Source organism: Microbacterium meiriae (genome assembly GCF_040702565.1).
GTDB lineage: Bacteria > Actinomycetota > Actinomycetes > Actinomycetales > Microbacteriaceae > Microbacterium > Microbacterium meiriae.
In genome coordinates, this window is the sequence record NZ_JBFBLJ010000003.1 from 201,922 (window position 1) to 227,273 (window position 25,352).

At 69.4% G+C, this 25,352-nt stretch carries 29 protein-coding genes; 25 read left to right on the forward strand and 4 right to left on the reverse strand.

The window, feature by feature from the left end:
* Positions 1-66 precede the first annotated feature (66 nt).
* The 6 genes from infA (at position 67) to rplQ (ending at position 3,193) form a co-directional block, all read left to right on the forward strand.
* Entirely contained in the window at positions 67-288 is a 222-nt protein-coding gene (infA, locus tag AB0310_RS14670) for a translation initiation factor IF-1 (protein ID WP_017201569.1), read from the forward strand.
* Between the two features lie 64 nt (positions 289-352).
* On the forward strand, positions 353-469 hold the full coding sequence (gene rpmJ / locus AB0310_RS14675; protein ID WP_005050492.1) for a 50S ribosomal protein L36: 117 nt from the start codon (positions 353-355) through the stop codon (positions 467-469).
* Positions 470-662: 193 nt separating this feature from the next.
* Entirely contained in the window at positions 663-1,037 is a 375-nt protein-coding gene (rpsM, locus tag AB0310_RS14680; protein ID WP_187662242.1) for a 30S ribosomal protein S13, read from the forward strand.
* A gap of 30 nt (positions 1,038-1,067) precedes the next feature.
* Positions 1,068-1,466 carry a 30S ribosomal protein S11 gene (rpsK, locus tag AB0310_RS14685; protein WP_017829189.1) on the forward strand — a complete coding sequence of 133 codons (399 nt, stop codon included), beginning with the start codon at positions 1,068-1,070 and terminating at the stop codon, positions 1,464-1,466.
* 130 nt (positions 1,467-1,596) lie between these two features.
* A complete protein-coding gene (locus AB0310_RS14690; protein WP_025102386.1) occupies positions 1,597-2,586 on the forward strand; it encodes a DNA-directed RNA polymerase subunit alpha in 990 nt (329 codons plus the stop codon).
* Between the two features lie 34 nt (positions 2,587-2,620).
* On the forward strand, positions 2,621-3,193 hold the full coding sequence (gene rplQ / locus AB0310_RS14695) for a 50S ribosomal protein L17 (protein WP_187662241.1): 573 nt from the start codon (positions 2,621-2,623) through the stop codon (positions 3,191-3,193).
* A 55-nt stretch (positions 3,194-3,248) separates the two neighbouring features.
* Here rplQ and AB0310_RS14700 read toward each other — a convergent pair whose 3' ends face one another.
* Complete coding sequence (locus AB0310_RS14700; RefSeq protein WP_187662240.1) at positions 3,249-4,469, reverse strand: PAS domain-containing protein; 1,221 nt, start codon at positions 4,467-4,469, stop codon at positions 3,249-3,251.
* A gap of 160 nt (positions 4,470-4,629) precedes the next feature.
* On the opposite strand from AB0310_RS14700, the gene AB0310_RS14705 reads away from it, so the two are divergent.
* The 18 genes from AB0310_RS14705 to AB0310_RS14790 all read left to right on the forward strand — a co-directional run bounded on the left by AB0310_RS14705 (position 4,630) and on the right by AB0310_RS14790 (position 21,743).
* Entirely contained in the window at positions 4,630-5,649 is a 1,020-nt protein-coding gene (locus tag AB0310_RS14705; protein ID WP_280564620.1) for a Bug family tripartite tricarboxylate transporter substrate binding protein, read from the forward strand.
* Position 5,650: 1 nt separating this feature from the next.
* The gene (locus AB0310_RS14710; RefSeq protein ID WP_366237525.1) at positions 5,651-6,211 is read left to right on the forward strand and encodes a tripartite tricarboxylate transporter TctB family protein; all 561 of its coding nucleotides are present in this window, start codon (positions 5,651-5,653) and stop codon (positions 6,209-6,211) included.
* Positions 6,211-7,758 carry a tripartite tricarboxylate transporter permease gene (locus AB0310_RS14715; RefSeq protein ID WP_366237526.1) on the forward strand — a complete coding sequence of 516 codons (1,548 nt, stop codon included), beginning with the start codon at positions 6,211-6,213 and terminating at the stop codon, positions 7,756-7,758. The genes AB0310_RS14710 and AB0310_RS14715 overlap by 1 nt, the downstream gene beginning before the upstream one ends.
* Positions 7,759-7,804: 46 nt before the next feature.
* Positions 7,805-8,602: a sulfite exporter TauE/SafE family protein gene (locus AB0310_RS14720; RefSeq protein WP_366237527.1), complete on the forward strand. Its 798-nt coding sequence runs from the start codon at positions 7,805-7,807 to the stop codon at positions 8,600-8,602.
* A gap of 190 nt (positions 8,603-8,792) precedes the next feature.
* Positions 8,793-9,797 carry an SIS domain-containing protein gene (locus AB0310_RS14725; protein WP_366237528.1) on the forward strand — a complete coding sequence of 335 codons (1,005 nt, stop codon included), beginning with the start codon at positions 8,793-8,795 and terminating at the stop codon, positions 9,795-9,797.
* A gap of 19 nt (positions 9,798-9,816) precedes the next feature.
* The gene (locus tag AB0310_RS14730) at positions 9,817-11,100 is read left to right on the forward strand and encodes an ABC transporter substrate-binding protein (RefSeq protein WP_366237529.1); all 1,284 of its coding nucleotides are present in this window, start codon (positions 9,817-9,819) and stop codon (positions 11,098-11,100) included.
* Between the two features lie 64 nt (positions 11,101-11,164).
* A complete protein-coding gene (locus AB0310_RS14735; RefSeq protein WP_187662233.1) occupies positions 11,165-12,046 on the forward strand; it encodes a carbohydrate ABC transporter permease in 882 nt (293 codons plus the stop codon).
* 1 nt (position 12,047) lies between these two features.
* Positions 12,048-12,890 carry a carbohydrate ABC transporter permease gene (locus AB0310_RS14740; protein WP_187662232.1) on the forward strand — a complete coding sequence of 281 codons (843 nt, stop codon included), beginning with the start codon at positions 12,048-12,050 and terminating at the stop codon, positions 12,888-12,890.
* On the forward strand, positions 12,887-13,801 hold the full coding sequence (locus AB0310_RS14745; RefSeq protein WP_292797502.1) for a PfkB family carbohydrate kinase: 915 nt from the start codon (positions 12,887-12,889) through the stop codon (positions 13,799-13,801). Before AB0310_RS14740 ends, AB0310_RS14745 begins: the two co-directional genes overlap by 4 nt.
* Before the next feature lie 14 nt (positions 13,802-13,815).
* The gene (locus AB0310_RS14750) at positions 13,816-14,553 is read left to right on the forward strand and encodes a GntR family transcriptional regulator (protein ID WP_025102374.1); all 738 of its coding nucleotides are present in this window, start codon (positions 13,816-13,818) and stop codon (positions 14,551-14,553) included.
* A gap of 91 nt (positions 14,554-14,644) precedes the next feature.
* Complete coding sequence (locus AB0310_RS14755; RefSeq protein ID WP_259954427.1) at positions 14,645-15,100, forward strand: FAS1-like dehydratase domain-containing protein; 456 nt, start codon at positions 14,645-14,647, stop codon at positions 15,098-15,100.
* Positions 15,097-15,501, forward strand: coding sequence for a MaoC/PaaZ C-terminal domain-containing protein (locus AB0310_RS14760; RefSeq protein WP_062632840.1), 405 nt, complete (start codon positions 15,097-15,099; stop codon positions 15,499-15,501). Before AB0310_RS14755 ends, AB0310_RS14760 begins: the two co-directional genes overlap by 4 nt.
* Entirely contained in the window at positions 15,498-16,628 is a 1,131-nt protein-coding gene (locus AB0310_RS14765) for a UDP-N-acetylmuramate dehydrogenase (protein ID WP_187662229.1), read from the forward strand. The genes AB0310_RS14760 and AB0310_RS14765 overlap by 4 nt, the downstream gene beginning before the upstream one ends.
* The gene (locus AB0310_RS14770; protein ID WP_187662228.1) at positions 16,625-17,335 is read left to right on the forward strand and encodes a FadR/GntR family transcriptional regulator; all 711 of its coding nucleotides are present in this window, start codon (positions 16,625-16,627) and stop codon (positions 17,333-17,335) included. Before AB0310_RS14765 ends, AB0310_RS14770 begins: the two co-directional genes overlap by 4 nt.
* Before the next feature lie 136 nt (positions 17,336-17,471).
* Complete coding sequence (locus AB0310_RS14775; RefSeq protein ID WP_259954424.1) at positions 17,472-18,899, forward strand: four-carbon acid sugar kinase family protein; 1,428 nt, start codon at positions 17,472-17,474, stop codon at positions 18,897-18,899.
* A complete protein-coding gene (locus AB0310_RS14780; RefSeq protein ID WP_259954422.1) occupies positions 18,896-19,786 on the forward strand; it encodes an NAD(P)-dependent oxidoreductase in 891 nt (296 codons plus the stop codon). The genes AB0310_RS14775 and AB0310_RS14780 overlap by 4 nt, the downstream gene beginning before the upstream one ends.
* 39 nt (positions 19,787-19,825) lie before the next feature.
* Positions 19,826-21,247: a GntP family transporter gene (locus tag AB0310_RS14785; RefSeq protein WP_187662225.1), complete on the forward strand. Its 1,422-nt coding sequence runs from the start codon at positions 19,826-19,828 to the stop codon at positions 21,245-21,247.
* A 94-nt stretch (positions 21,248-21,341) separates the two neighbouring features.
* Positions 21,342-21,743 (forward strand): VOC family protein, encoded by a 402-nt coding sequence (locus AB0310_RS14790; protein ID WP_187662224.1) that lies wholly within the window; start codon positions 21,342-21,344, stop codon positions 21,741-21,743.
* A gap of 83 nt (positions 21,744-21,826) precedes the next feature.
* Here the strand turns inward: AB0310_RS14790 and AB0310_RS14795 are convergent, their stop codons facing one another.
* Complete coding sequence (locus AB0310_RS14795; protein WP_187662223.1) at positions 21,827-23,056, reverse strand: pyridoxal phosphate-dependent aminotransferase; 1,230 nt, start codon at positions 23,054-23,056, stop codon at positions 21,827-21,829.
* A gap of 81 nt (positions 23,057-23,137) precedes the next feature.
* On the reverse strand, positions 23,138-24,232 hold the full coding sequence (gene ald, locus AB0310_RS14800) for an alanine dehydrogenase (RefSeq protein WP_268776668.1): 1,095 nt from the start codon (positions 24,230-24,232) through the stop codon (positions 23,138-23,140).
* Positions 24,233-24,338: 106 nt separating this feature from the next.
* On the opposite strand from ald, the gene AB0310_RS14805 reads away from it, so the two are divergent.
* Entirely contained in the window at positions 24,339-24,857 is a 519-nt protein-coding gene (locus AB0310_RS14805) for an Lrp/AsnC family transcriptional regulator (RefSeq protein WP_187662221.1), read from the forward strand.
* Between the two features lie 16 nt (positions 24,858-24,873).
* On the opposite strand, the gene AB0310_RS14810 is transcribed toward AB0310_RS14805, so the two are convergent.
* The gene (locus AB0310_RS14810) at positions 24,874-25,305 is read right to left on the reverse strand and encodes a hypothetical protein (RefSeq protein ID WP_366237530.1); all 432 of its coding nucleotides are present in this window, start codon (positions 25,303-25,305) and stop codon (positions 24,874-24,876) included.
* Positions 25,306-25,352 lie beyond the last annotated feature (47 nt).

Here is a 25,352-nt window from a genome sequence, read left to right on the forward strand (position 1 = left end):
CGGCCCGGTACCGCACACCACCCACCCACCGCAGATCGACCGATCTGCAGAAGCGTCAGCGAGGCTATGGCTAAGAAAGACGGTGTCATCGAGATCGAGGGCGTGATCTCCGAGGCTCTCCCCAACGCGATGTTCCGCGTTGAGCTCAGCAACGGACACAAGGTCCTGGCAACGATCTCCGGAAAGATGCGGCAGAACTACATCCGCATCATCCCCGAGGACCGTGTGGTCGTGGAGCTCAGCCCCTACGACCTGACACGCGGCCGCATCGTCTACCGCTACCGCTGATCGGTCGAGAAGTAACACCCCAGGCTTCGCGCCTGCCCGGTGAAGACAGCGAACAGGAAACATCATGAAGGTCAACCCCAGCGTCAAGCCGATCTGCGACCACTGCAAGGTGATCCGCCGCCACGGCCGCGTCATGGTGATCTGCAAGAGCAACCCGCGTCACAAGCAGCGCCAGGGCTGAGCGCCCCCGCTGCGTGAGCGCCGCTCTCGCAATCTCATAACTCAATACGAAACGGCAGGATCAGACGCTTCGATCCTTCGACAGGCTCAGGAACCCAGGTTCCCGCCTGTCGGACGACGCGGAGCTGACACCTCGGGGCGGAGGCCCGGGCACCGATCCTGCTCCACACCTCCACAACACCCAGGAGAACCGCATGGCACGTCTTGCCGGCGTTGACATCCCGCGCGACAAGCGCGTGGTGATCGCCCTTACCTACATCTACGGCGTCGGCCGTACCCGCTCGGTTGAGATCCTCAAGGCGACCGACATCGACGAGAGCATCCGCGTGAAGGACCTCAGCGACGACCAGCTCGTCGCCCTCCGCGACTACATCGAAGGCAACTACAAGGTGGAGGGTGACCTGCGCCGCGAGGTCGCCGCAGACATCCGCCGCAAGGTCGAGATCGGCTCCTACGAGGGCATCCGCCACCGTCGTGGTCTCCCGGTCCGCGGTCAGCGCACCAAGACCAACGCCCGTACCCGCAAGGGCCCGAAGCGCACCGTCGCCGGCAAGAAGAAGGCCCGCTAAGCAGCGGCCAGGGACTAGGAGAACACTTTCATGGCTGCACCCAAGGCCGCCGCGCGCAAGCCGCGCCGCAAGGAAAAGAAGAACATCGCGCTGGGCCAGGCCCACATCAAGTCGACGTTCAACAACACCATCGTTTCGATCACCGACCCGTCCGGCGCCGTCATCGCCTGGGCCTCGTCGGGTGGCGTGGGCTTCAAGGGCTCCCGCAAGTCGACCCCGTACGCCGCCGGCATGGCAGCGGAGTCCGCTGCCCGCCAGGCTGCGGAGCACGGCGTGAAGAAGGTCGACGTCCTCGTGAAGGGTCCGGGCTCCGGCCGCGAGACCGCGATCCGCTCGCTGCAGGCCGCCGGCCTCGAGGTGGGTTCGATCCAGGACGTCACCCCGCAGGCGCACAACGGCTGCCGCCCGCCGAAGCGCCGCCGCGTCTGATGCGTGTGCCGAGCCGCTCGTCCTTCGGGTCGAGCGGCTCGGCGCCCCGCGTGGGGCATCGACTTCCACAACTCAAGACCTCACCCCACCACATGTCATATAGCGGGCATGTGATCGAAAGGAACACAGAGTGCTTATTGCACAGCGTCCCACACTGACCGAGGAAAAGATCGTCGAGAACCGGAGCCGGTTCATCATCGAGCCTCTGGAGCCCGGCTTCGGCTACACGATCGGCAACGCGCTGCGCCGCAGCCTGCTGTCGTCGATCCCCGGTGCCGCTGTCACCAGCGTCCGCATCGACGGTGTGCTGCACGAGTTCAGCACGATCCCCGGCGTGAAGGAGGATGTCACCGAGATCATCCTCAACATCAAGCAGCTGGTCGTCTCCAGCGAGCGCGACGAGCCCATCACCGCGTACCTCCGCAAGACCGGTGCCGGTGAAGTGACCGCCGCCGACATCTCGGCTCCGGCCGGTGTCGAGGTGCACAACCCCGAGCTCGTCATCGCGACGCTCAACGACACCGCCAAGTTCGAGCTCGAGCTCACCATCGAGCGCGGCCGTGGCTACGTCTCCGCGACGCAGAACCGCAACGAGTACGCCGAGGCCGGTCAGATCCCGATCGACTCGATCTACTCGCCCGTGCTCAAGGTCAGCTACCGCGTCGACGCCACCCGTGCCGGTGAGCGCACCGACTTCGACAAGCTCATCCTCGACGTCGAGACCAAGTCGGCGATCAGCCCGCGCGACGCCGTCGCCTCGGCTGCCAAGACGCTCACCGAGCTGTTCGGTCTCGCCCGCGAGCTGAACGTCGAGGCCGAGGGCATCGAGATCGGCCCGGCGCCGGTGGAGGCTGTGAACTCCAGCGAGCTGTCGATGCCGATCGAGGACCTCGACCTGTCGGTCCGCTCGTACAACTGCCTGAAGCGTGAGGGCATCAACACCGTTTCTGAGCTCGTCGCCCTGTCGGAGACGCAGCTCATGAACATCCGCAATTTCGGCCAGAAGTCGGTCGACGAGGTGCGCGACAAGCTCATCTCGCTCGGTCTGTCGCTCAAGGATTCGGTGCCCGGTTTCGACGGCGCCCACTTCTACGGCGGCAGCGAAGACGAGTCCTTCTGATACCCGACCCTTTCTGACCAGGAGTTAGACGATTATGCCCAAGCCCACCAAGGGTCCCCGCCTCGGAGGCGGCCCCGCCCACGAGCGCCTGCTGCTTGCCAACCTCGCCGCTGCGCTGTACACCCACAAGTCGATCAAGACGACCGAGACGAAGGCCAAGCGCCTGCGTCCGCTCGCCGAGCGCCTCATCACCTTCGCCAAGCGCGGCGACCTGCACGCCCGCCGTCGCGTGCTGTCGGTCATCGGTGACAAGGAAGTCGTGCACGTCCTGTTCAACGAGATCGCTCCGCTCGTCGCGGACCGCGAGGGTGGCTACACGCGCATCACGAAGGTCGGCAACCGCAAGGGCGACAACGCTCCCATGGCCGTGATCGAGCTCGTCCTCGAGCCCGTCACCCCGAAGGCGAAGTCGACCAAGAAGGCCGCCGCGGCTCCGAAGGACGAGAAGCCCGCCGCCGAGGAGGCTCCCGCCGAGGAGACCGTCGAGGCTCCCGCGGACGAGACCCCTGCCGACGACACGGCTGCCGAGGCCGGCGCCGAGTCGCAGGCCGAGGGCGAGGCCGCTGAGGCCGCCGCCGAGGACGCTGTCGAGAAGAAGTCCGAGTAAGGACCTCTCTCCCCACGAAGCCCGCCGCCCCTTCCGGGGTGGCGGGCTTCGTCGTTCATCGAGGGGCGGTGATCCGGTAGCGTGCCCCCGGCCGTCCCTTCGTGGAGTAGTCCAGCGAGCGCACCGCCTGTCCGGTCGCCGCGAGGTGCTCCAGGTAGCGGCGGGCACTGACGCGGGAGATGGCCAGGTCGTCGCCGATCTCGGTCGCCGAGGCGTCGGGCCGGGCCGCGAGGGCCGCTGAGACCCGCTCCAGCGTCTCCGCGCTCAGACCCTTCGGGAGGCCGTAGCGCTCCCGGAAGGCGATGATGGCGTCGGCCGCCTCGACCCGGCGAACGACGTCGTGCAGCTCGGTGTGGTCGCGGAGCAGGAGCGTCGCCCCCACATCGGCGGAGCCGTTCCCGGACGCCGTGCTCCGGGCGACGAGCACATGCGAGCCGACGATCACGGGGCGTCCCGCGGCCTCGCCCTCGCGGAGCACCGTGGCGAGCTCGGTGCCGAGGACCTCGTCCGCGGCAGCGCCGTCGAGGTCGGCGGCATCGCGACCGAGGAATCGTGCGGCCGCGTCGTTGACCAGGGTGATCCGCCCGGCCCCGTCCACCGTCACGACGCCTTCGCTCAGCCCGTGCAGGGTCGTCTCCTGGTTCTTGACGAGCGCCGCGATCTGGTGCGGCTCGAGACGGTAGATGCGGCGACGGATGAACGACGTCACCCACGCGGCGCCGAAGACCCCGAGCACCGCCGCAGCGAGCATGGCGGAGATGAGTCCCACGAGGTTGCTGGTGAACTCCTCGTTCAGCTCCGACTCCAGGATGCCGACCGAGGCCGTGCCGATCACCGCGCCGTCCTCGTCGCGGATGGGCACCTTCACCCGCCACGACGTCCCGAGCGTGCCGGTCTGCGTGCCCACGAAGATCTCCCCGCCCAGCGGGATCGACGGGTCGGTGGACACCCGCTCCCCGATGCGGTCGGTGTTCGGATGCGAGTATCGGATGCCCTCGTCGTTGGCGACCACCACGTAGGCGAGGTCGGAGGCCTCGCGGATGACCTCGGCGACCGGCTGGATGGCGGCGGCCGGATCCTCGTCGTCGAACGCATCGAGGACGACGGGGAGTGCGGCGACGGACTGGGCGACCGCCTGCATGCGGTCCTTGTAGGCCTCGCGGAGCGCGTTCTCCTGGAACGCTCCGGCGGCGATGCCGGTGCCGAGGGTCACCAGGAACACGATCAGCGCCTGCAGCGCGAGCAGCTGCACGCGGAGCGTCATCTTCGAGGCCACGGGTCCATTCTCCCGGCTGGGTTCCCGGGCCGCGAGCCGCCGGCAGAGGTGTTCGCGACCAATAGTTACGGAACGCGACCAATGGTTTCCGAAGGTTGAGCGTGCGCATCTGCGCCTCGACAGTGGACGGATTGCATCCGAACGCTCAAGGAGGAGCGCCATGAATCATGCCCGCATCGGGACTCTCGCCGCGGCCGTCGCCGCGACCGCCCTCGTCCTCACCTCGTGCTCGACGACCGACGGCGGAGCCGCCGGCTCGGACGGCGGCGATGAGGCGGTCGCCATCACCGACGTGAACATCGTCGTCCCCGCCGACCCGGGCGGAGGGTGGGACCAGACGGGCCGGGCCCTGTCGCAGCTGCTCACGCAGGAGGACATCGTCGGCTCGGCGCCCGTCACCAACGTCGGCGGCGCGGGCGGCACGGTCGGCCTCGCACAGCTCGCCAACGAGAAGGACCCGGCCACGCTCATGGTCATGGGCCTCGTGATGGTGGGAGCGGTGGAGACCAACGCCTCCGCCGTGCGCATCGAGGACATGACACCGATCGCCCGGCTCACGGATGAACCGCTCGTCGTGGTCGTGCCCGCCGACTCGGAGTACGACACTCTGGAAGACCTCGTCGAGGATGTCGTGGACAAGGGCCAGGAGGTCACGATCACCGGCGGTTCCGCGGGAGGAGCCGATCACATCCTCGCCGGGCTGCTGCTCGAGGAGGCAGGGCTCGACGGCGCGGAGATCGCCGAGAAGCTGAACTACACGCCCAACTCGGGCGGCGGCGAGGCGACGTCGCTGATCCTCGGCGGCAAGGTCTCGGCGGGCATCTCCGGTGTCGGCGAGTTCCTGCAGCACATCGAGGCCGGGACCATGAAGGCCCTCGCCGTCTCGTCGGAGGAGCCGGTCACACAGCTGCCGGACGTCGACACGATCACCGACTCCGGATACGACGTCGTGCTCACCAACTGGCGCGGTGTGATCGCCCCGGGCGGGATCAGCGACGCCGAGCGCGCGGAGCTCGAGCGCCTCGTCACCGAGCTGGAGGCGTCCGACGCGTGGAAGGACGAGCTGGAGACGCGGGGGTGGGCGGACGCGTTCCTCACGGGCGCGGAGTTCGACGAGTTCCTGGACGGCAACATCGCCGAGGTCACCACGACGCTGCAGAACATCGGGCTGGTCGGCTGAGATGACGACCGGGTCTTCCGGACCCGGCGAGGAGGTGCGGACCGACGCCCGTCGGTCCGCACGCCTCGTCGCGTCCCTCCCGCGGGGGGAGCTCGTCTTCGCCCTGCTCATGGTGGCCCTCGGCGTGTTCGCGTTCGCCGGGGTCTTCACCATCCATGTGCCCGCAGGCGGCCAGGTGGGGCCCACGGTCTTCCCGCTGTTCGTCTCCGTGCTGCTGCTCGGTTCGTCGCTCGCCGTCGTCGTGAGCATCTTCCGCGGACACCGCGGTGTGCCGGAGGACGGAGAGGACGTCGATCAGAGCCTCCCGACCGACTGGCTGACGCTCGTGAAGATCGTGGCGCTGGTGGTCGCGCACCTGCTCCTCATCGAACCGCTCGGCTGGGCACCCGCCGCGGCCCTGCTGTTCGGCGGCGTCGCCTGGGCGCTCGGCGCGCGGCGCTGGTGGACGGCGCTCCTCATCGGCGCGATCATCGCGCTGGTCGTGCAGGTCGTGTTCGGCGGTCTGCTCGGGCTGTCGCTCCCGTGGGGACCGGCGCTCGGCTGGCTGGGAAGGATGTTCTGATGGACAGCTGGAGTCTGCTCCTCGAGGGGTTCGCGACCGCGCTGCAGCCCCAATACCTCGTCTTCGCCTTCTTCGGCGTGCTGATCGGCACCGCCGTGGGCGTCCTCCCGGGCATCGGGCCGGCGATGACCGTCGCCCTGCTCCTGCCGCTCACCTACACGCTGGAACCGGCCGCCGCCCTGATCACCTTCGCCGGGATCTACTACGGCGGAATGTACGGCGGGTCGACCACGAGCATCCTCCTGAACACGCCGGGGGAGTCGTCGTCGATCGTGACGGCGATCGAGGGCAACAAGATGGCCAAGCTCGGTCGCGGTGCGGCAGCCCTCGCCACCGCCGCGCTCGGGTCGTTCGTCGCGGGCACCCTGGCGACCGTCGGCCTGACGCTGCTCGCCCCGGTACTCGCGCAGTTCGCCGTGAACCTCGGGCCGGCCGACTACGTCGCCCTCATCGTCGTGGCCTTCGTCACGGTCGGTGCGCTCATGGGGTCCTCCGTGTCGCGTGGCCTGCTGTCGCTCGGCGTCGGTCTGTTCCTCGGCCTGGTCGGCACCGACTGGCTCTCGGGGCAGCAGCGCTACACGCTCGGCCTGCTCCCGTTGGCGGACGGCATCGACGTGGTGCTCGTGGCGGTCGGGCTCTTCGCCGTCGGCGAGACGCTCTACGTCGCGGCCCGGCTGCGTCACGGCGCGATCGACGTGATCCCCGTCTCCCGTGGGTGGCGCAGCTGGATGACGAAGGACGACTGGCGTCGGTCGTGGAAGCCCTGGCTCCGCGGCACCGCCATCGGCTTCCCGATCGGCACGATCCCGGCCGGCGGGGCCGACGTGGCGACCTTCCTGTCCTACGCCGCCGAGCGCAAGCTCTCGCGCCGCAAGGACGAGTTCGGCCGCGGGGCCATCGAGGGTGTCGCGGGCCCGGAGTCGGCGAACAACGCGGCTGCCGCGGGCGTGCTCGTGCCGCTGCTGACGCTGGGCCTGCCGACGACGGCGACGGCGGCGATCATCCTCACCGCGTTCCAGACCTACGGCCTGCAGCCCGGGCCGCAGCTGTTCACCGGACAGGCGGACCCCGTCTGGGCGCTGGTGGCGAGCCTCTACATCGGCAACGTGATCCTGCTCGTGCTGAATCTGCCCCTGGTGGGCATGTGGGTGAAGCTCCTGCAGATCCCGCGGCCGTACCTGTACGCCGGCATCCTCCTGTTCGCCGCCTTCGGGGCGTACGCGCTGAACTTCGCGGTCGTGGACATCCTCATCCTGCTCATCATCGGCGTCCTGGGCTACTTCCTGCGGCGGTACGGATTCCCGGTGGCGCCGCTGGTGGTGGGCATGATCCTGGGGCCGATGGGGGAGGAGCAGCTCCGTCGTGCGCTGCAGCTCAGCCAGGGCGACCTGACGACGCTCATCGCGCAGCCGTTCTCCGCGGTCGCCTACGTCATCCTCGCGCTGCTCATCGCCGGCGGGCTGTGGCTGCGGCGCCGGCAGCGACGCTACGAGCAGGCGCTCACGGAGTCCATCGCGGTGCCCGTCACAGCGGACTCGGAGGTCTGACCCGGCACGATTCGAGCGGGGGAGAGGCCGGGAGTAGGCTGATCCGGTGAACGATGCGACGGTCCTGAAACGCGGGCCTCGCGCCTACGCGGCATTCATCGGCATCGGCCTCCTCGCCGGCCTCCTCTCCGGTCTCTTCGGCGTCGGCGGCGGCACGGTCATCGTCCCGCTGCTGGTGCTCCTGCTCGCGTTCGACCAGCGGCTGGCAGCCGGAACCTCGCTGGCGGCGATCGTCCCGACGGCGACCGTCGGCGTCATCTCCTACGCCGCATCGGGCTCCGTCGCCTGGATCCCGGCGCTGATCCTCGCCGCCGGGGCCGTGGTCGGCGCGCAGATCGGCACCCGCCTGCTCCCGCGGATCTCGCAGACCGCCCTCCGCTGGGGCTTCGTCGGCTTCCTCGTCGTCGTGATCGTGAGCCTCTTCCTCGTGATCCCGTCGCGCGACGCCGTCTTCGAGCTCACCTGGCTGACCGGGATCGCCCTGGTGGTCGTCGGAATCGGCACCGGCGTCCTGGCCGGACTCATCGGCGTCGGCGGGGGCGTGATCGTCGTCCCGGTGCTGATGCTGGCCTTCGGGACGAGTGACCTCGTCGCGAAGGGCACTTCGCTGCTCATGATGATCCCCACCGCGATCTCCGGCACGGTCGGCAACCTCCGCAACCGCAACGTCGACCTCGTGGCCGCGCTGCTCATCGGCGTCTCGGCGTGCACGACCACGGCCCTCGGCGCCTGGCTGGCGACCATCGTCGACCCCACCGTCGGCAATCTCCTCTTCGCCGCGTATCTCATGGTGATCGCCGTGCAGATGGCCCTCAAGGCCGTCCGCGGCCGCCGGCGCGGCTGATCCCGCGGCCGCCGGACACCCGGTGTGCGCCGCCGGAAGAAGCGCGCGAGGCCCGCTCTTTCGGTGACTCCGGCGAACGATTTTCGCCGTACCTCTTTACAGGCGTCTTCGTGCTCGCTATCGTCAGTCATCACATGACGTTATATAACGAGTCATGATGTTTGATCGAAGGTCATCAGAAGGGACCATCTTGTCTGCCACCGCTCTGTTCGTCGACTCCGCCGCTATCGAGAACCAGCTCGCTGCGGCCCGCCAGGCGATCGCGACCCGGGACACCATCTCGCGCGTCGTGCTCACCGCCTGCGGCGGCTCCTTTGCCGTCATGCAGCCCATCGAGTACCTGTTCGGCACCAAGGCGGTGTCGCTCGAGGCGACCGCGCTCAATGCGGCCGAGTTCACCAGCCGCGCCTCGTCGCGCGTCGACGCCGACACCCTCGTCCTGCTCTGCTCGCACTCCGGAACCACGCCGGAGACGGTGGCCGCGGCGAGGCACGCACGCGAGCGCGGTGCGCTCACGGTCGCCTTCACGTTCGACCCGACGTCGCCACTCGCCGAGGCATCGGAGCACGTGGTGGCGTATCAGCACGGTGAGGGGAAGAGCGAGGCCCACGTCGGTCCCGCGCTGCTGCTGCGCCTGGCGGCCGGCATCCTGGACGACCGTGAACAGGCCGGCATCGCCGGCGCAGTCGACGAGGCCGTCGCCCAGCTGCCGGCCCTCGTGCCGGCAGCGCGCGAAGCGCACTCCGCTGCCGCCGATGCCTGGGGGTACCGCCACCGTCGCGAGCCCCTGATCTACACGATGGCGGCAGGCTCCAACTACGGCTCCGCCTACTCGTTCGCCATCTGCCTGCTGCAGGAGATGCAGTGGGTGCACTCCGCCGCCATCCATGCCGGCGAGTACTTCCACGGCCCCTTCGAGATCACCGAGGAGGACGTGCCGTTCATCGCCCTCCTCGGACTCGACGAGACGCGGGCCGTCGAGCAGCGCGCGGTGGACTTCGTCACGAAGCACTCGGATCGGGTGCTCGTCCTCGACGCCCAGGAGTTCGGCCTGGACGTCGTCGCTCCGGAGGTGCGCGGCGTCTTCGCCCACCTCCTCTTCAACGTCGTGCTCCGCGCGTACGCGGATGCACTCGCCGACCACCGAGGACACCCCCTCAGCGTGCGCCGCTACATGTGGCGCATGGAGTACTAGGAACGAAAGGATCGCAACGATGCGAACATCAGCCCGGATCGGCCTGGCGGCTGCGGCCGCCGCAGCCCTCGTCCTACCCCTGGCCTCGTGCGCCGGAGGCGAGAGCGAGGCGTCGGACGGCCAGGTGGAGATCAGCTTCTTCCACCGCTGGCCCAACGAGCCGAAGAACTCGTACTACAACGACATGGTGGCGGAGTTCGAGAAGGAGAACCCCGACATCAAGGTCTCCGTCGAGAGCGTGCTCAACGACGCCTACAAGGACAAGGTGAAGGTCGTCGCGGGCTCCGCCAATGCTCCTGACGTCCTGTTCACCTGGAGCGGTTCGTTCGTGGACGAGCTCGTCTCCAATGACGCTCTGCTCGACCTCGGGCCGTGGCTCGAGGAGGACGCGGACTTCCGGGACAGCTTCTACCCGAGTCAGCTGGAGGCCTTCGAGGTCGACGGCACCTCCTACGGCCTGCCGGTGGGGATGCAGTCGAAGCTGTTCTTCTACAACAGGGACGTCTTCGAGGAGCTGGGACTCGAGGCGCCGGCGACGTGGGACGAGTTTATCGACGTCCTGGAGACGATCCAGGACGCCGGTATGACCCCGATCGAGTACGGTGCGCAGGAGCAGTGGACGATCGCGCACTACGTCGGCACGCTGAATCAGCGTGTCGTCGATCCGGAGGTGTTCGCAGCGGATCAGGATCCGGCGACCGGCGAGTTCACGGACGAGGGATATGTCCGGGCACTGGAGCGCTTCCAGGAACTCGCCGAGTACATGAACGACGACCTCACGGCCGTCGGGCATGAGATCGCGCGCAACGCCTGGATCGCGGGGGAGGCGCCGATCATGTACATGCAGAGCGCCGAGGTGGGGTACTTCGGCGACGCGCAGTTCGAGTACGGCACGTTCAACTTCCCCGCCGTCACGGGTGGCAAGGGTGATCCGGCGGAACTGACCGGAGCGCCGGAGGGCTTCGCGATCTCGAAGACCACGGAGCATCCCGAGGAGGCCCAGCGGTTCCTCGAGTTCCTGCTCAGCAAGCAGAGCGGTATCGCCTACGCGGAACGAGCGGGCGAGCTGAGCCCGGTCAAGGGGGCCGTGGAAGAGGCGGATGTGCCCGAGGTCTCACGGGAGCTCGCCCAGGGGATCGTCGGCGCCTCGGCGATGACGACCTGGCTCGACAACGCCTACGATCCGCAGATCGTGCAGGCGTATCTGTCCGAGACCCAGCTGATGCTCAGCGGCCAGCAGACCCCCGAGGGGGTCATGGCCGCCGTGCAGGAAGCGGCGAAGCGCGTGCGCGACGCCTCCTGATCCGCACCGGGGCTGCCGGCACCCGTGGCCGGCAGCCCCTCCCACCTTCGGAAGAGACACCGTGATGAGAACACGCTCCCGAGCCTGGTCGAACCTGCTCTACGTGCTTCCCGCGATCATCCTGATCGGGGTGTTCGTGTACTACCCGCTGGTCGCCAATGCGGCCTTCGGCTTCTTCTCCTTCAGCGCCGGCAGCGGGGAGATGCGCTTCGTCGGCCTCGACAACTTCGCGCGGCTCTTCGGCGATCCGATCATCGCGACGGCCCTGGGCAACAACATCCTGTACGCGGTCGTCTCGATCGTCTGCCAGGTGGGTGGCTCCCTCGTGATCGCCGCCTGGCTGACCCGGCTGCTCGGACCGCGCATGGGCGCGTTCCTGCGCAGCGTGTACTTCCTTCCCGCCGTGATCTCGATGACCGTGATCGCGCTGCTGTTCACGTTCGTGTACAACGCCCGCGGCGGACTCCTCAACGCTCTGCTGGAGGCGATCGGACTCGGCAGCCTGCAGACGGCGTGGCTGGCTGATGTCGACACGGCGATGGGAGCGGTCATCGGCGTCTCCCAGTGGCAGAGCATCGGCTACGTCTGCATGCTCTACGTCGTCGCACTGCAGCAGATCCCGGAGGAATACTACGAAGCCGCGTCGCTGGACGGCGCCGGACGGGTTCGCCAGTTCTTCAGCATCACCGTCCCGCAGGCCAAGGAGATGATCTTCGTCGCGATGATCCTCACCGTCTCCGGCGCTTTCACGGTGTTCAACGAGCCTTACATCCTGACCAAGGGCGGTCCGGGAAACACCACCCAGGTCCTCGCGACCTATATGTACAACCAGGGTTTCTTCCAGAACGAGATGGGCTACGCCTCAGCCATCGCGAGCCTGATCTTCGTGATCACCCTCGTGCTGTCCGTCGTGCAGATGGTCTCGTTCCGAAGCGGGAGGCAATGACATGAGCAGTACCCGGCTTCGTCCAGCGGAACGTGTCCGCCGTGCCCCGGTCCAGGTGATCCTGGCCGTCTACGCCGTCGTGATCGCCTACCCCCTGCTCTGGATGGTGATCTCCTCTTTCAAATCCTCGTCCGAGATCTTCGCCGATCCGTGGGGCCTGCCGTCGGTCTGGCTCGTCCAGAACTACGCCGCCGCCTGGGACCGCGGGATCTCCGACTACTTCGTCAACTCCGTCATCGTCACGATCATCTCCACCGTCGCGACCGTCGCGATCGCGGCCCTGTGCGCCTACGGCATGGTGAGGCTGTCGAGCCGGGTCGCGAACATCGTGCTGATCGTGGCGATGGGCGGGCTGGTGGTGGCGCCCCAGGTGAGCCTCATCCCGCTCTACCGGCTTCTCGACACGATGGGGCTGCTGAACACGTACTGGGCGATGATCCTCCCTTACGTGGCCTTCCGTCTGCCCATGGCGATACTGCTGATCCGTTCGGTGTTCCTCGGCATCCCCCGTGAGCTCGAGGACGCGGCGACCATCGACGGCTGCCGCTCGTTCGGAGTCTTCCGGCACGTCTACCTGCCGTTGAGCGCGTCCGTGCTGACGACCGCTGCCGTCCTCACCGGTTACTTCGCCTGGAACGAGTTCCTGTTCGCGATCGTCTACATCGACGCCGATGCGCTGCGCACCATCCCCGCGGGACTGATGTCGTTCCGCGACTCGCTCTCCACCGAGTGGGGTGTGCTCCTGGCAGGATTGACCATCGCGGCCCTGCCCATCGTGGTCGTGTTCCTCGCGCTGCAGCGGTACTTCGTCGCCGGAGTCGCGGCGGGGAGTGTGAAGGGATGACGATGGATACGGGTCAGCTCAGGGACGCACTCGCCGCGGTGCCGCCCCCCTCGCTCGTCGGCGTCGGGGACAACGTGCTCGACTGCTATCTGCATGAGGACCTGGCCTATCCCGGGGGTAACGCACTGAACGTCGCCGCGTACAGCAGGCTCTTCTTCGGCGGCACCGCCGGATTCGTCGGGATCATGGGGGACGACCGCTTCGCAGAACACGTGCGGGGCGTCCTCGACGAGATCGGAGTGGACGGCGCCCGCGTCAGACGCGTGCGCGGCGCGAACGGCATGGCTTTCGTCGCGCTGGACGAGGACGGCGACCGGCGCTTCGTCGCCTCGAATCGCGGGGGAGTCCAGGCCGAGCTGAGGCTGCGGCTGAGCGAGGCCGATCATGAATACCTCTCCGGCTTCGACCGGGTGCACACCTCGGTCTATTCGTCGTTGGAGCCGGAGCTCCCGGCCATCGCGGAACGGGGGAGCCGCGTGTCGTACGACTATTCCGACGACGCGTCGCCGGACGTGATCCGGGCGACCGCTCCGCACGTCGACGTGGGGTTCTTCTCGGGAGGGGACCGCAGCGATTCCGAGATCGACGACCTCGGCCGCTTCGCAGTGGCCTGCGGCATGGGATCGGCCGTGGTGACGCGGGGTGCCCGCGGCTCCGTGGGCTTCGACGCCACTTCCGTGCGGCGCACCGGTATCCGGGAGGTCGACGCCGTCGATGCGCTCGGGGCCGGGGACGCCTTCCTCACCGGGTTCCTCGCGGCACGGGCGGGTGGGGCCGATCTCGCCGGATGCCTCGAAGTGGCCGCCGTCAGCGGAGCGCTCGCCTGCACGTTGCGCGGGGCGTTCGGATACCCTGTGCATGCGGGGGACGACGCACGCGCGCAGATGCTGCGGCGATACCCGGCGACGTAGAGGAGGGCTCCGACGTGACTCAGCTGTCGTCCGCCGTCGGCTCGACCCCGCTGCACGAGCAGGTGCGAAGCCTGCTGATGCGGGAGATCGACGCCGGGACCTATGCCGAAGGCGAACGGCTTCCGTCCGAACCCGAGTTGTGTGAGCGCTTCGGCGTCAGCCGCATCACCGTGCGGCGGGCGGTGGCCGATCTGGAAGGACTCGGCATCGTGCGCCGACAGCAGGGCCGCGGGACCTTCGTCGCTCCGCGACGCGAGGTGATCGGTGCCATGACCCTGGGTGGCTTCGCAGACACCGTGGTGGCGGACGGGGTCAAATCCCGACGGATCATGCGCGCCGAGACGACCCCCGCCGACGAGAAGCGCGCCCGGCGCCTCGGCGTCCCGGTCGGCGACCCGGTCTTCCGGTTGGTACGCGTCTTCGCTCTCGACGGCATCCCCCTCTCCATCGACGACAGCCGGTATTCACTGACGCGCTTCCCTGATTTCGACCGGCACATCGACCACGACACCTCCACATATCAGGTGCTTCGCGACGTGTACGGCGTGGAGTTCTCGGAGATGTACCGGGAGATCGACGTCGGCTTCACCACCGCCCAGACCGCGGAGTGGCTGGCCCGCCCGGAGCACGATCCGCTCATCGTCGTCCGCAAGCGCGCGCTGGACCGGGCCGGCGAGGTCGTTCACACCTCACGGGTGAAGGTCGTTCCGAGTCGGATGACGTTGAACATGGTGGTCCGCTCCCAGGGGTGAGGCCCGCCGGTCCCCGCGATGTGGCATATCATCCGGGTTTCGGACGGCCCGCGCACGGCGGGCCGTCGGCGGGCCTCGGTAGGATCGACGGGTGGCAGTGAACCAAGAACTCGTCGGCCGGGAGTTCCCGCCGACCGCCCCCTACCTCGTCGGGCGGGAGAAGGTGCGCGAGTTCGCGCGCGCCGTCTTCGCCGACGCCCCCCAGCACACCGACGTCGAGGCCGCCCGTACAGCCGGCTTCGCCGACGTCGTCGCGCCGCCGACCTTCGCGATGGTCCTGCAGGACCTCACGCTCCAGCAGCTGCTGGCCGAGCCGGACTCCGGCATCGTGCTGGCGCGCACGATCCACGCGGAGCAGCGATTCCGCTACACCAGGCCGATCGTCGCGGGAGACGAGCTGACGGCGCAGCTGCGTGTCACCGGCATCCGCATGATGGGCGGGAACGCCATGATCACGAGCGAGGCCGAGATCACCGACGAAGCGGGCGCGCACGTGGTGACCGCCACCAGCGTCCTGCTCGTCGGCGCCGAGGAGGAGACCGCATGAGCGCGTTCACCGTGGGAGACGTGCTCGCCGAGCGCACCGTGCACCTGACGAGGGAGTCGCTCGTCCGCTACGCCGGAGCCTCCGGCGACTTCAACCCGATCCACTACCGCGACGACGTCGCCGCCGCGGTGGGCCTTCCCGGCGTGCTCGCGCACGGCATGCTGACCATGGGCATCGCCTCGTCGGTGGTCGTGGCCGCGCTCGACCCGCAGACCCGGATCCTCGATTACGGCGTGCGCTTCACGAAGCCGGTGGTGGTCGACCCCGAGACCGGCGCCGATGTGCACGTCGTCGCGACGGTCGGCGCCGTGGACGAGGAGTCCGCGCGCATCGACCTCAAGGTCACGACCGGCGACACCACCGTGCTCGTCAAGGCGCAGCTGCGCGTCGCCGTCCGATGAGCGAGGTCGAGCCGATCCGCCTGGCCGAGCTCACCACGCTCCGCACCGGCGCTGCGCCTGCGCACATGCGCGAGGCGACGACGACGGCGGAGCTCGTCTCGGTCCTCCGCGAGACCTGGGCGGAGGGCGACCCCTGGCTGGTGCTCGGAGGGGGCTCGAACCTCTTCGTCGGCGACGAGCCGTTCGAGGGCACCGTCATCCGCATCCGGACCCGGGGCGTCGAGGAGCTTCCGTCGCCGCATCCCGGTCGCGTCCGTCTGCGTGTGCAGGCCGGACACAGCTGGGACGACCTGGTGTCGTACGCGGTCGAGCGCGGGTACGCCGGGCTGGAGGCGATGAGCGGCATCCCCGGCACGGTCGGCGCGTCACCCGTGCAGAACATCGGCGCCTACGGCCAGGAGATCCAGGAGACCCTCGTCGAGGTCGAGCTGATCGATGAGGGCTCCGACGAGATCTCCACCGTGCCGGCGACGGAGCTCGGGCTCGGATTCCGCACCTCGGTGCTCAAGCATCACCACGGCAGCGAGCCGCAGCGTCGTGCCGTGATCCTGTCCGTCACGGTCGATCTGCTGGTCGCCCGCGAGCGCGTGGTGCGCGGGGAGCAGCTGCGTCGCGCCCTCGGCCTGACCGACGACACCCCGGTGCCGCTGACCTGGGTGCGCGAGCGCATCCTCGCCACCCGCGCATCGAAGGGCATGCTGCTCGATGCGGACGACCCGGACACGCATGGCGTCGGCTCCTTCTTCCAGAACGCGATCGTCACGGCCGCTCAGGCCCGGTCCCTCCCGCCGGAGTGCCCGCGGTGGCCGGTGGCCCCCGACCTCGACGCGGTCACCGTCATCCCCCTCGCCTCGTACGACGGGCACGTGCCGCCGACGAAGACCGAGGCCCCCGACGTGAAGGTGAGCGCCGCGTGGCTCATCGAGCAGGCGGGCATCCGCAAGGGGTTCAAGCTGCCCCGCTCGCGGGCGTCCGTCTCGACCAAGCACGCCCTGGCGCTCACCAACCGGGGTGGTGCCACGGCGGCCGAGGTCGCCGAGCTCGCCCGTTTCATCCAGAACCGCGTGCACGCCGAGTTCGGCCTCGTGCTGCAGCCGGAGCCCGTGCTGGTGGGCGTCGACCTGTGACGAAGGTCGAGCGGGTGTCGCGGACGCAGGCGGTCGTGGACGGACTGCTCGACGCCATCATCGCGGGCCGGCTCGAGGCCGGGCAGCCGCTGCCTCCCGAGGGGGAGCTGGCGGAGCAGTTCGGGGTCTCCCGTCTCACGATGCGCGAGGGTGTCCGTCTCCTGCAGGCGCAGGGCGTGATCGTCGCCGTTCCGGGCACCCGGCACCGCATCGCGCCGACCGACGAGTGGACGGGCCTCGACGCGGTCGTCCGGCACGCCCAGAGCGCGGGCGCTCGTGAGCGCTCGTCGCTGGAGATGCTCGAGATGCGCATGATGTTCGAGACCGGAGCAGCGGAGTTCGCGGCGGGTCGGCGCACCGAGGAGCACCTCGCCGAGATGGCCGCACTCCTCGAGGAGATGCAGGCGGCCCACGAGCGGGCCGACGTGGATGCGTTCGTCGCGGCGGACCTCGCCTTCCACGACGTGATCATCCGCGCGGCGGAGAACCGCATCCTCGTCGCCTCGATGCGTCCCCTCACGACGATGCTCCAGGCGACCCGCAGTGAGACGAGCGCCATCCCGGAGATCCGCGAGCACGCGCTGGCCGAGCATGCGGCGGTGCTGGAGGCGATGCGAACCGGCTCCGGCGCGGCCGCTCGTCAGGCCATGCGCAGTCACATGCGCCAGACCCGCGACGACCTGCTGCACTTCGTCCACGGTCGCTGATCCGCGCGCTCCCCGTCGGTTTGGAGCCGCGATGATCGTGAGGTACGCTCGTCGTTATCTGATATCGGATAACGATGCAGATTCCCCTGGTCCGTGGCCCCCACCACGGACCATCTCCCGGAACGAAGGAGTTCGTGTGCACATCGACGCCCTGCTGGCCCCCCTGCCTGCACCTGTCGCCGTCACCGCCGCCGACGTCCGTGCAGAGGTCGATCCCACGGATGTGCTGGTCGTCCTGGACGACGACCCCACCGGCACGCAGTCGGTCGCGAACCTCCCCGTCCTCACCCGGTGGGAGCGTGCCGACCTGGACGAGGCGCTCGCCACCGGCGCCGCCGCGGTATACGTGCTCACGAACACCCGGTCGCTCGACGAAGACGCCGCGGCCATCCGCAACCGCGAGATCGTCGACGTGGCTCTCGCCGCCGCCGAGGCCCAGGGGCGGCGCGTCACGTTCGTCTCGCGCGGCGACTCGACGCTGCGCGGGCACTTCCCGCTCGAGACCGACGTCCTCTCCGCGGAGATCGGCTCCCGCTCCGGTCGCGCCCCCGCGCTGACCCTGCTCGTCCCCGCCTTCCCCGACGCCGGCCGGATCACGGTCGACTCCGTGCACTACTGGGTGACCGACGGCGAGGCGACCCCGGTGGGCGAGACCCCCTTCGCGGCCGACGCGACCTTCGGCTACGCGTCCTCAGACCTGCGCGAATGGGTCGCCGAGAAGACGGGTGGCCGCATCCCGGCGTCCGCGGTCGCGGGCCTCGACATCCGCACCATCCGCGCGGGCGTGGACGCCGTGGCCGGCTTCCTCGCAACCCTGACCGACGGCACGGTCGTCGCGGTCGACGTGGTCGAGGAATCCGATATGCGCGTCGTCGCTCTGGCGCTGCACCGCCTGCGGGACCGCGACGTGCTCCTCCGGGTCGGCCCGCCCTACGTGCGCGCGCACATCGGGCAGGAGATCGCCGATCCGGTACGCGCGGAGGACATCCCCTTCGCGCACGACCGCGGCGGCCTCGTGGTCGTCGGCAGCCACGTGCCGCTCACCACCGCCCAGCTCGAGGCCCTCACGGCAGCTCGACCGAACACCCGCACGATCGAGCTCGACGTGCGCGCCCTCATCGGCCCCGAGCGCGAGACCCACCTCGAGACGCAGGCGCACGCGGTCGCCGACGCCCTCGCCACGGGTACCGTGATCGTGCACACCACCCGCGAACTCGTCACCGGCGCCGACGGTGACGAGAGCCTCGCGATCGCCCGCCGCATCTCCAGCGGAGTGGTCGACCTCGTGCGTCGAGTGCTCGCCATCGCGCCGCCCCGCTTCGTCATCGCGAAGGGCGGCATCACGTCGAGCGACGTCGCCAGTGAAGCGCTCGAGATCCGCCGGGCCACCGTGCTCGGCCCCATGCTGCCCGGCCTCGTGTCGCTGTGGCAGCCGGAGACCGGCCCCGCGGTCGGCATCCCGTACGTCGTGTTCGCCGGCAACGTCGGCGACGCGGACTCCCTCGTCACCGTCGTCGCCACTCTCGCAGGCGACGATGGAAACAACCCGGAAGGACACTCATGACATCCACCGTCGCTGTCATCGGACTCGGCGCCATGGGGCTGCCGATGGCCACCCGCCTCGCCGAGCGCTTCGCCGTGCGCGGCTTCGACATCGCCGCCGAACGCATCGCTCTCGCGGCGGAGGCGGGCGTGACGCCGGCATCGTCCGCAGCCGACGCCGTGGACGGTGCCGACGCGGTGCTCGTCGCCGTGCGCACCGGCGCGCAGCTCGACGCCCTGCTGTTCGGTGAGGACGGGCTCGCCCCGCACCTCGCCGAGGGTGCGGTCGTGATCCTCACCAGCACGGTGGGGACGGACGGCATCGACGCGATCGCCACCCAGCTCGCCGCGCACGGTGCGCAGCTCGTGGACGCCCCGCTCTCCGGTGGTCCGGTCCGGGCGGGGGAGGGCGACCTCCTCATCGTCGTCGGCGCCACCCCGAGCGCTCTGGAGACGGCGCGCCCAGTGCTCGACCAGCTCGCCTCCACGCTGTCCATCGTCGGCGACAAGCCCGGCGACGGCCAGGCGCTGAAGACCGTCAACCAGCTCCTCTGCGGCGTGCACATCGCCGCGGCCGCGGAAGCGCTCGCCCTCGCGGACGCCCTCGGCCTGGACCGCGCCCGCACACTCGACGCGCTGACCGCCGGGGCTGCCAACTCCTTCATGCTCGGCAACCGCGGCCCGCGCGCCCTGCAGGCGTACGACGAGGACGGCGCGGAGGTGCTCAGCCGCCTCGACATCTTCGTCAAGGACCTCGGCATCGTCGGCGACGCCGCGCGCCGTGCGCACCTGTCCACGCCGGTCGCCGCCGCGGCCGAGCAGCTGTTCCTCCTCGGCGAAGCGCAGGGCCTCGGCGCCCTGGACGACTCCGCCGTCATCCGCGTCGTCGCACCCGAACGACTGTCCTGAGCGCGACGTCGCGCCCTCACTGAAAGAAGAGATCCAGAGATGCTTCCTCTTCCGATCCTCATCCTGATCGGCCTGGCGGGCCTCGGCCTGCTGCTCCTGCTCATCATCCGGTTCAAGATGCAGGCGTTCTACGCCCTCATCCTCGTATCGATCATCGTCGGCATCGCGGCAGGCCTGCCGCTGACCACGATCCCCGCCGACGGCGACACCCCCGAGCAGCTCGGCGTCATCCAGGCGATCATCGCCGGTGTCGGCGGCACCCTCGGTTCGGTCGCGGTACTCGTCGCCCTCGGGTCGATGCTCGGCAAGATCATCGAGCTGTCCGGCGGTGCCGAGTCGCTCGCGGGGCGCTTCACCGGCTGGCTGGGCCCGAAGCGCGTCGGCATCGCGCTCGTCATCGCCGCCGGCATCCTGGCGATCCCGGTGTTCTTCGACGCCGGCTTCATCATCCTCATCCCCATCGTGTTCGCCTTCTCGAAGGTGGCCGGTCTCAACCCGATCAAGTTCGGTCTCCCGGTCGCCGGCATCATGCTCGCCGTGCACGTCGCGGTGCCACCGCACCCGGGCATCGTCGGTGGGTCCGCGATCCTCGGCGCCGACATCGGCTGGGTGACGATCTTCGCGCTCGCGATCTCTGTGCCGCTCGCGGTCCTGTCCTACCTCGTGGCGAAGTGGATCAACACCCGTGAGTTCGCGATGCTCGCCGCCACCAAGGAGATGTACGACAACTTCGGCACGGAGAAGTCGACGCTCACCGGCGGACTCGGCGAGGGCGAGAAGGCGCCGGGCGCCGGCACGGTCCTCGGCCTCATCCTCCTGCCGCTCGTGCTCATCATGCTCGGCACCGCCGTGGCGCCGCTGTTCGAGGCGGGCACGTTCTGGAACGGATTCCTCAGCATGGTCGGCCAGCCGATCTTCGCGCTCATGGTCGCGATCGCCGCCGCGATGTACCTGCTCGGCGTGCGCCGCGGCTGGTCGGCTGCGCACCTCGGCGAGGTCATGGAGTCGGCGCTGCCGGCCGCTGCGGTCATCATCCTCGTCACCGGTGCCGGTGGCGCCTTCGGCCGCGTCCTCACCGAGACCGGGATCGGCAGCGCGGTCGCCGAGGTGCTCGCCTCCAGCGGGATGCCCCTGCTGCTCGCGGCCTTCCTCATCTCGCTCATCATGCGTGCGGCTCAGGGGTCGGCCACCGTCGCGATCGCGACGACCGCGGGCCTCCTCCTGCCCTCGGTCTCCGCGATGGGACTCGACACTGTGCACACCGCGCTGCTCGCGGTCGCCATCGGCTACGGTGGCCTCGGCCTCAGCCACGTGAACGACTCCGGCTTCTGGGTGGTCACGCGGTACCTCGGTCTCTCGGTCAAGGACGGCCTGCGCACGTGGACGCCTCTGACGACGGTGCTCGGGGTCTCCGGATTCGTGCTGACCTGGGTGCTGTACGCGGTGATCCCGGTCTCCTGACCGCGCTCGCACGAACGGCCGTCACCTCCGGGTGGCGGCCGTCCGTCGTTCTCGGCAGGTGGTGACCGGAGCCGCCGCGAACTACGCTCGCGGGATGAGCGGACTGATCCCGTACCTGCTGTTCCCCGGCAACGCCGCCGAAGCACTCGGCCATTACCGCGATGTGTTCGGCGGTGAGCTCCAGCTGATGGACTACGCAAGCGCCGGCCGCCACGACGGCCCGGGCGACGCGGTCGCGCACGGACAGCTCGGCGGTCCGGTCGAACTCGCCGGAGCGGACGCGGGAGCCGATGACGACGCCGTCCAGATGAGCGGGATGTTCCTCTCGCTCCTCGGAACAGCCGACCCCGGAACGCTGACCCGCTGGTACGACGAGCTTTCCGGCGGCGGCCGCGTCATCGACCCGCTGCAGCAGCGCCCGTGGGGAGATGTCGACGGCACCCTCGTCGACCGCTACGGCATCCGCTGGCTGATCGGCTTCCACCCCGAAGACTGACCCGAGACCCCGGGTTCACGCCGAGACCCCCTCCTACCTGCGCAGGTACGAGGGGGTCTCGGCGGTAAAGCGGGGTCTCGGGGTCAGGAGGAAGAGGAGGAGAACAGGCGCTGGAGGCGCTGCACGCCCTCGAGGAGCTGGTCGTCGCCGAGCGCGTACGACATGCGGATGTAGCCGGACGGACCGAACGCCTCTCCGGGGACGACGGCGACCTCGGCCTGGTCGAGGATGAGGTCGGCGAGCTCCAGCGACGTCGTCGGGGTCACGCCGCCCCAGGTGCGGCCGAGCAGGCCCTGCACATCGGGGTAGACGTAGAACGCGCCGAGCGGGTTCGGCACCACGAGCCCGTCGATCTTCGACAGCTCCGACACGATGAGCTGACGGCGGCGGTCGAAGGCCTCGCGCATCTTCTCGGCCTCGTCCTGCGGACCGTTGAGCGCCGCGATCGCCGCCTTCTGTGCGACGTTGTTGACGTTGCTCGTGAGGTGCGACTGCAGGTTGCCGGCGATCTTGATGGCGTCGGCCGGGCCCACCATCCAGCCCACGCGCCAGCCGGTCATGGCATAGGTCTTGGCCACGCCGTTGACGAGGATCGTCTGGTTCGCGGCCTCCGGCACGGCATCCACGATCGAGGTCGCCGTCACCGCGGTCCCTGAGCCCGTCGAAGGGTAGGTGAGGTTCTGGTAGATCTCGTCGCTGATGATCCAGATGCCGTGCTCCACGGCCCACTCGCCGATGGCCTTCGTCTCCTCGGCCGTGTACACGGAACCGGTGGGGTTCGACGGCGACACGAAGACGAGGACGGTGGTGCGGTCGGTCCGGGCGGCCTCGAGCTGCTCGACGGTGACCTTGTACTCCTGGTCGGCGCCCGCGAAGACCTCGACCGGGGTGCCGTCGGCGAGACGGATGGCCTCGGGGTACGTGGTCCAGTACGGCGCGGGCAGCAGCACCTCGTCGCCCGGGTTCACGACCGCCTGGAACGCCTGGTACACCGACTGCTTACCGCCGTTGGTGACGATGACCTGACCGGGGGAGACCTCGAGTCCGGAGTCGCGGAGCGTCTTTGCGGCGATCGCCTCGCGGAGCGCCGGGAGGCCGGGAGCAGGGGTGTAGCGATAGCTCGCCGGGTCGGCCAGCGCCTCAGCAGCCGCGTCCACGATGAACTGGGGGGTGGCGAAGTCGGGCTCGCCCGCGGCATACGAGATGACGGGCTTGCCCTCGGCCTTGAGGGCCTTGGCCTTGGCGTCGACCTTGAGGGTCGCGGACTCGGCGATGGCGGACAGCTTGCGGGAGAGAGGAGCGCGTTCGGTCACGGTTACGAGCGTACTCGGGTCGATGCGGCGGATGAGGTGTGGGATGCCGCCAAGATCCGAGGTTCTTTCGGGTTCGACAGGTCAGTCGGTGGAGAGGCCGTGGGCCTGCGCGACGGCGTCCAGCGTGATGCGCCCGCCCTGCACGTTGAGCCCCTTCGCGAGGGCAGCGTCGTCGGAGGCCGCCCGCTCCCAGCCCTTGGCGGCGATGGCCGAGACGTAGGGGAGAGTGGCGTTCGTCAGCGCCCTGGTCGCGGTCGTCGGAACGGCTCCCGGCATGTTCGCGACGCAGTAGTAGATCGAGTCGTGCACCGCGAAGGTCGGGTCGTCGTGCGTGGTCGGACGGGAGCCCTCGAAGCAGCCGCCCTGGTCGATCGCGATGTCGACGAGCACGGATCCCGGCTTCATGGCGGCGACCATGTCGTCGGTCACCAGCTTGGGGGCCGCGGCACCGGGGATGAGGACCGAGCCGATGACGAGATCCGCCGACGTCAGCTCCTCGGCGATGTCGTAGCGGCTCGATGCCCGGGTCTCCAGAGCGCCGCCGTAGCGGTGCTCGAGCTCGCGCAGCCGGGGGAGCGCCACGTCGACGACGGTGACCTTCGATCCGAGTCCGAGCGCGTTCGCGGCCGCGTGCTCTCCGGCGACGCCACCGCCGATGACCACGGTCTTGGCCCGGGGAGTGCCGGCGATGCCGCCCAGCAGCATGCCGCGGCCGCCCTGCGAGCGCAGCAGCGAGTGGGAGCCCATGATGACGGACAGGCGACCGGCGATCTCGCTCATCGGCACGAGCAGGGGCAGCGTGCGGTCGGGCAGCTGCACGGTCTCGTAGGCGACGGCGGTCGTGCCGGCCGCGACGAGGGCCTCGGTCAGCGGACGGTCCGCCGCGAGGTGGAGGTAGGTGAAGAGCGTGAGGTCGGGTCGGAGGAAGCCGTATTCCTCGGCGACGGGTTCCTTGACCTTGATGAGCAGGTCGGCCTCTCCCCAGGCGTCGGCGGCGGTGTCCACGATCTCCGCACCAGCCGCGCGGTACGCGTCGTCGTCGATGCTCGATCCGATGCCGGCACCCGACTGCACGAGCACGCGGTGTCCCTCCCGCACGAGCCGATCGGCGCCGGCCGGGGTGAGGGCGACGCGGTTCTCGTTGTTCTTGACTTCGGTCGGGACGCCGATCTTCATCGATCCTCCAGGTGTCGGGGCGCAGGGTGCAGACAAGGATCGCAGAAACGTCGCGAGATGGACAGAATCAGTGAAGAGTCTTCGGCGACGGGTCGGATCCTGAATAATGCTTCGTATGACCACCGCCTCCGCGTCGTCCGAGCCGAACAGCGTTCGGGCGCCCGCCCTCGACCCCATCGACGCGCGGATCGTGCAGCTCCTCACCGCCGACGGGAGGATGACGAACGCGGAGCTCGCCGGGCGACTGGGAGTCGCGCCGTCGACCGCGCACGCGCGGCTGCGCGGGCTGATCGAGCGCGGGGTCATCACCGGCTTCCATGCGAGCGTCGACGAACGCGAGCTCGGCGCCGGACTCCAGGCGATCATCGGCGTCAGCCTGCGTCCGGCCGCCCGACGGGAGAGCATCGTCGAGTTCGCCGATCGGGTGCGCGCGCTGCCGCAGGTGATCCAGGTGTTCTTCCTCGGCGGTGACGACGACTTCCTCCTGCACATCGCCGTCGCCGACTCCTCGGAGATGCGCGAGTTCGTGCTCGAGCACCTGTCCGCGCAGAGCAGCGTGGCGTCGACCCGCACGAGCATCGTGTTCGATTACCACCGCAACTCGGTCGCCGCGTCGTTCCACTGAGTCGGCGGGCGGCGACTCAGGTCTCGAACGAGGAGGGGACTGCGCAGTAGTCGGCGAAACGCCGGGTGGGATGGGCCGGATCGGTCACGTCGACCAGGGCGTTCGCCGCGGTGTGCGGGGGCTCGTCTCCCGCGAGCTGCCAGAGGACGTAGTTCCACATCCCGCGCGTACTCGGAGCCACGATCGGGCCCGGGCCGGACACGAGGAGCACAGCTCCGCTGTCCGTGGCGCGGAAGGGGCCCACCACGTCGGCGCGGAGGGCGGCTTCGTCCCCCTCAGCGGTGTGCGCACGCTCGACGGTCTGGCCCGCCGTGGTCAAGGCTGTCGCGAGGTCGTCCGCGGCTGCGCGGGAGCGCTCGGCATCCGCGCCGGCGACCGCGAGCAGTCGTCGTCCGCGCGGATAGAGGTGCAGGAACTCCTCGGCGATGCTGCTCCATACGTCGCTCATGGCTCCAGGCTACGCCCGGCAGGGAGGGGGCGGGCCGGGCACGACGC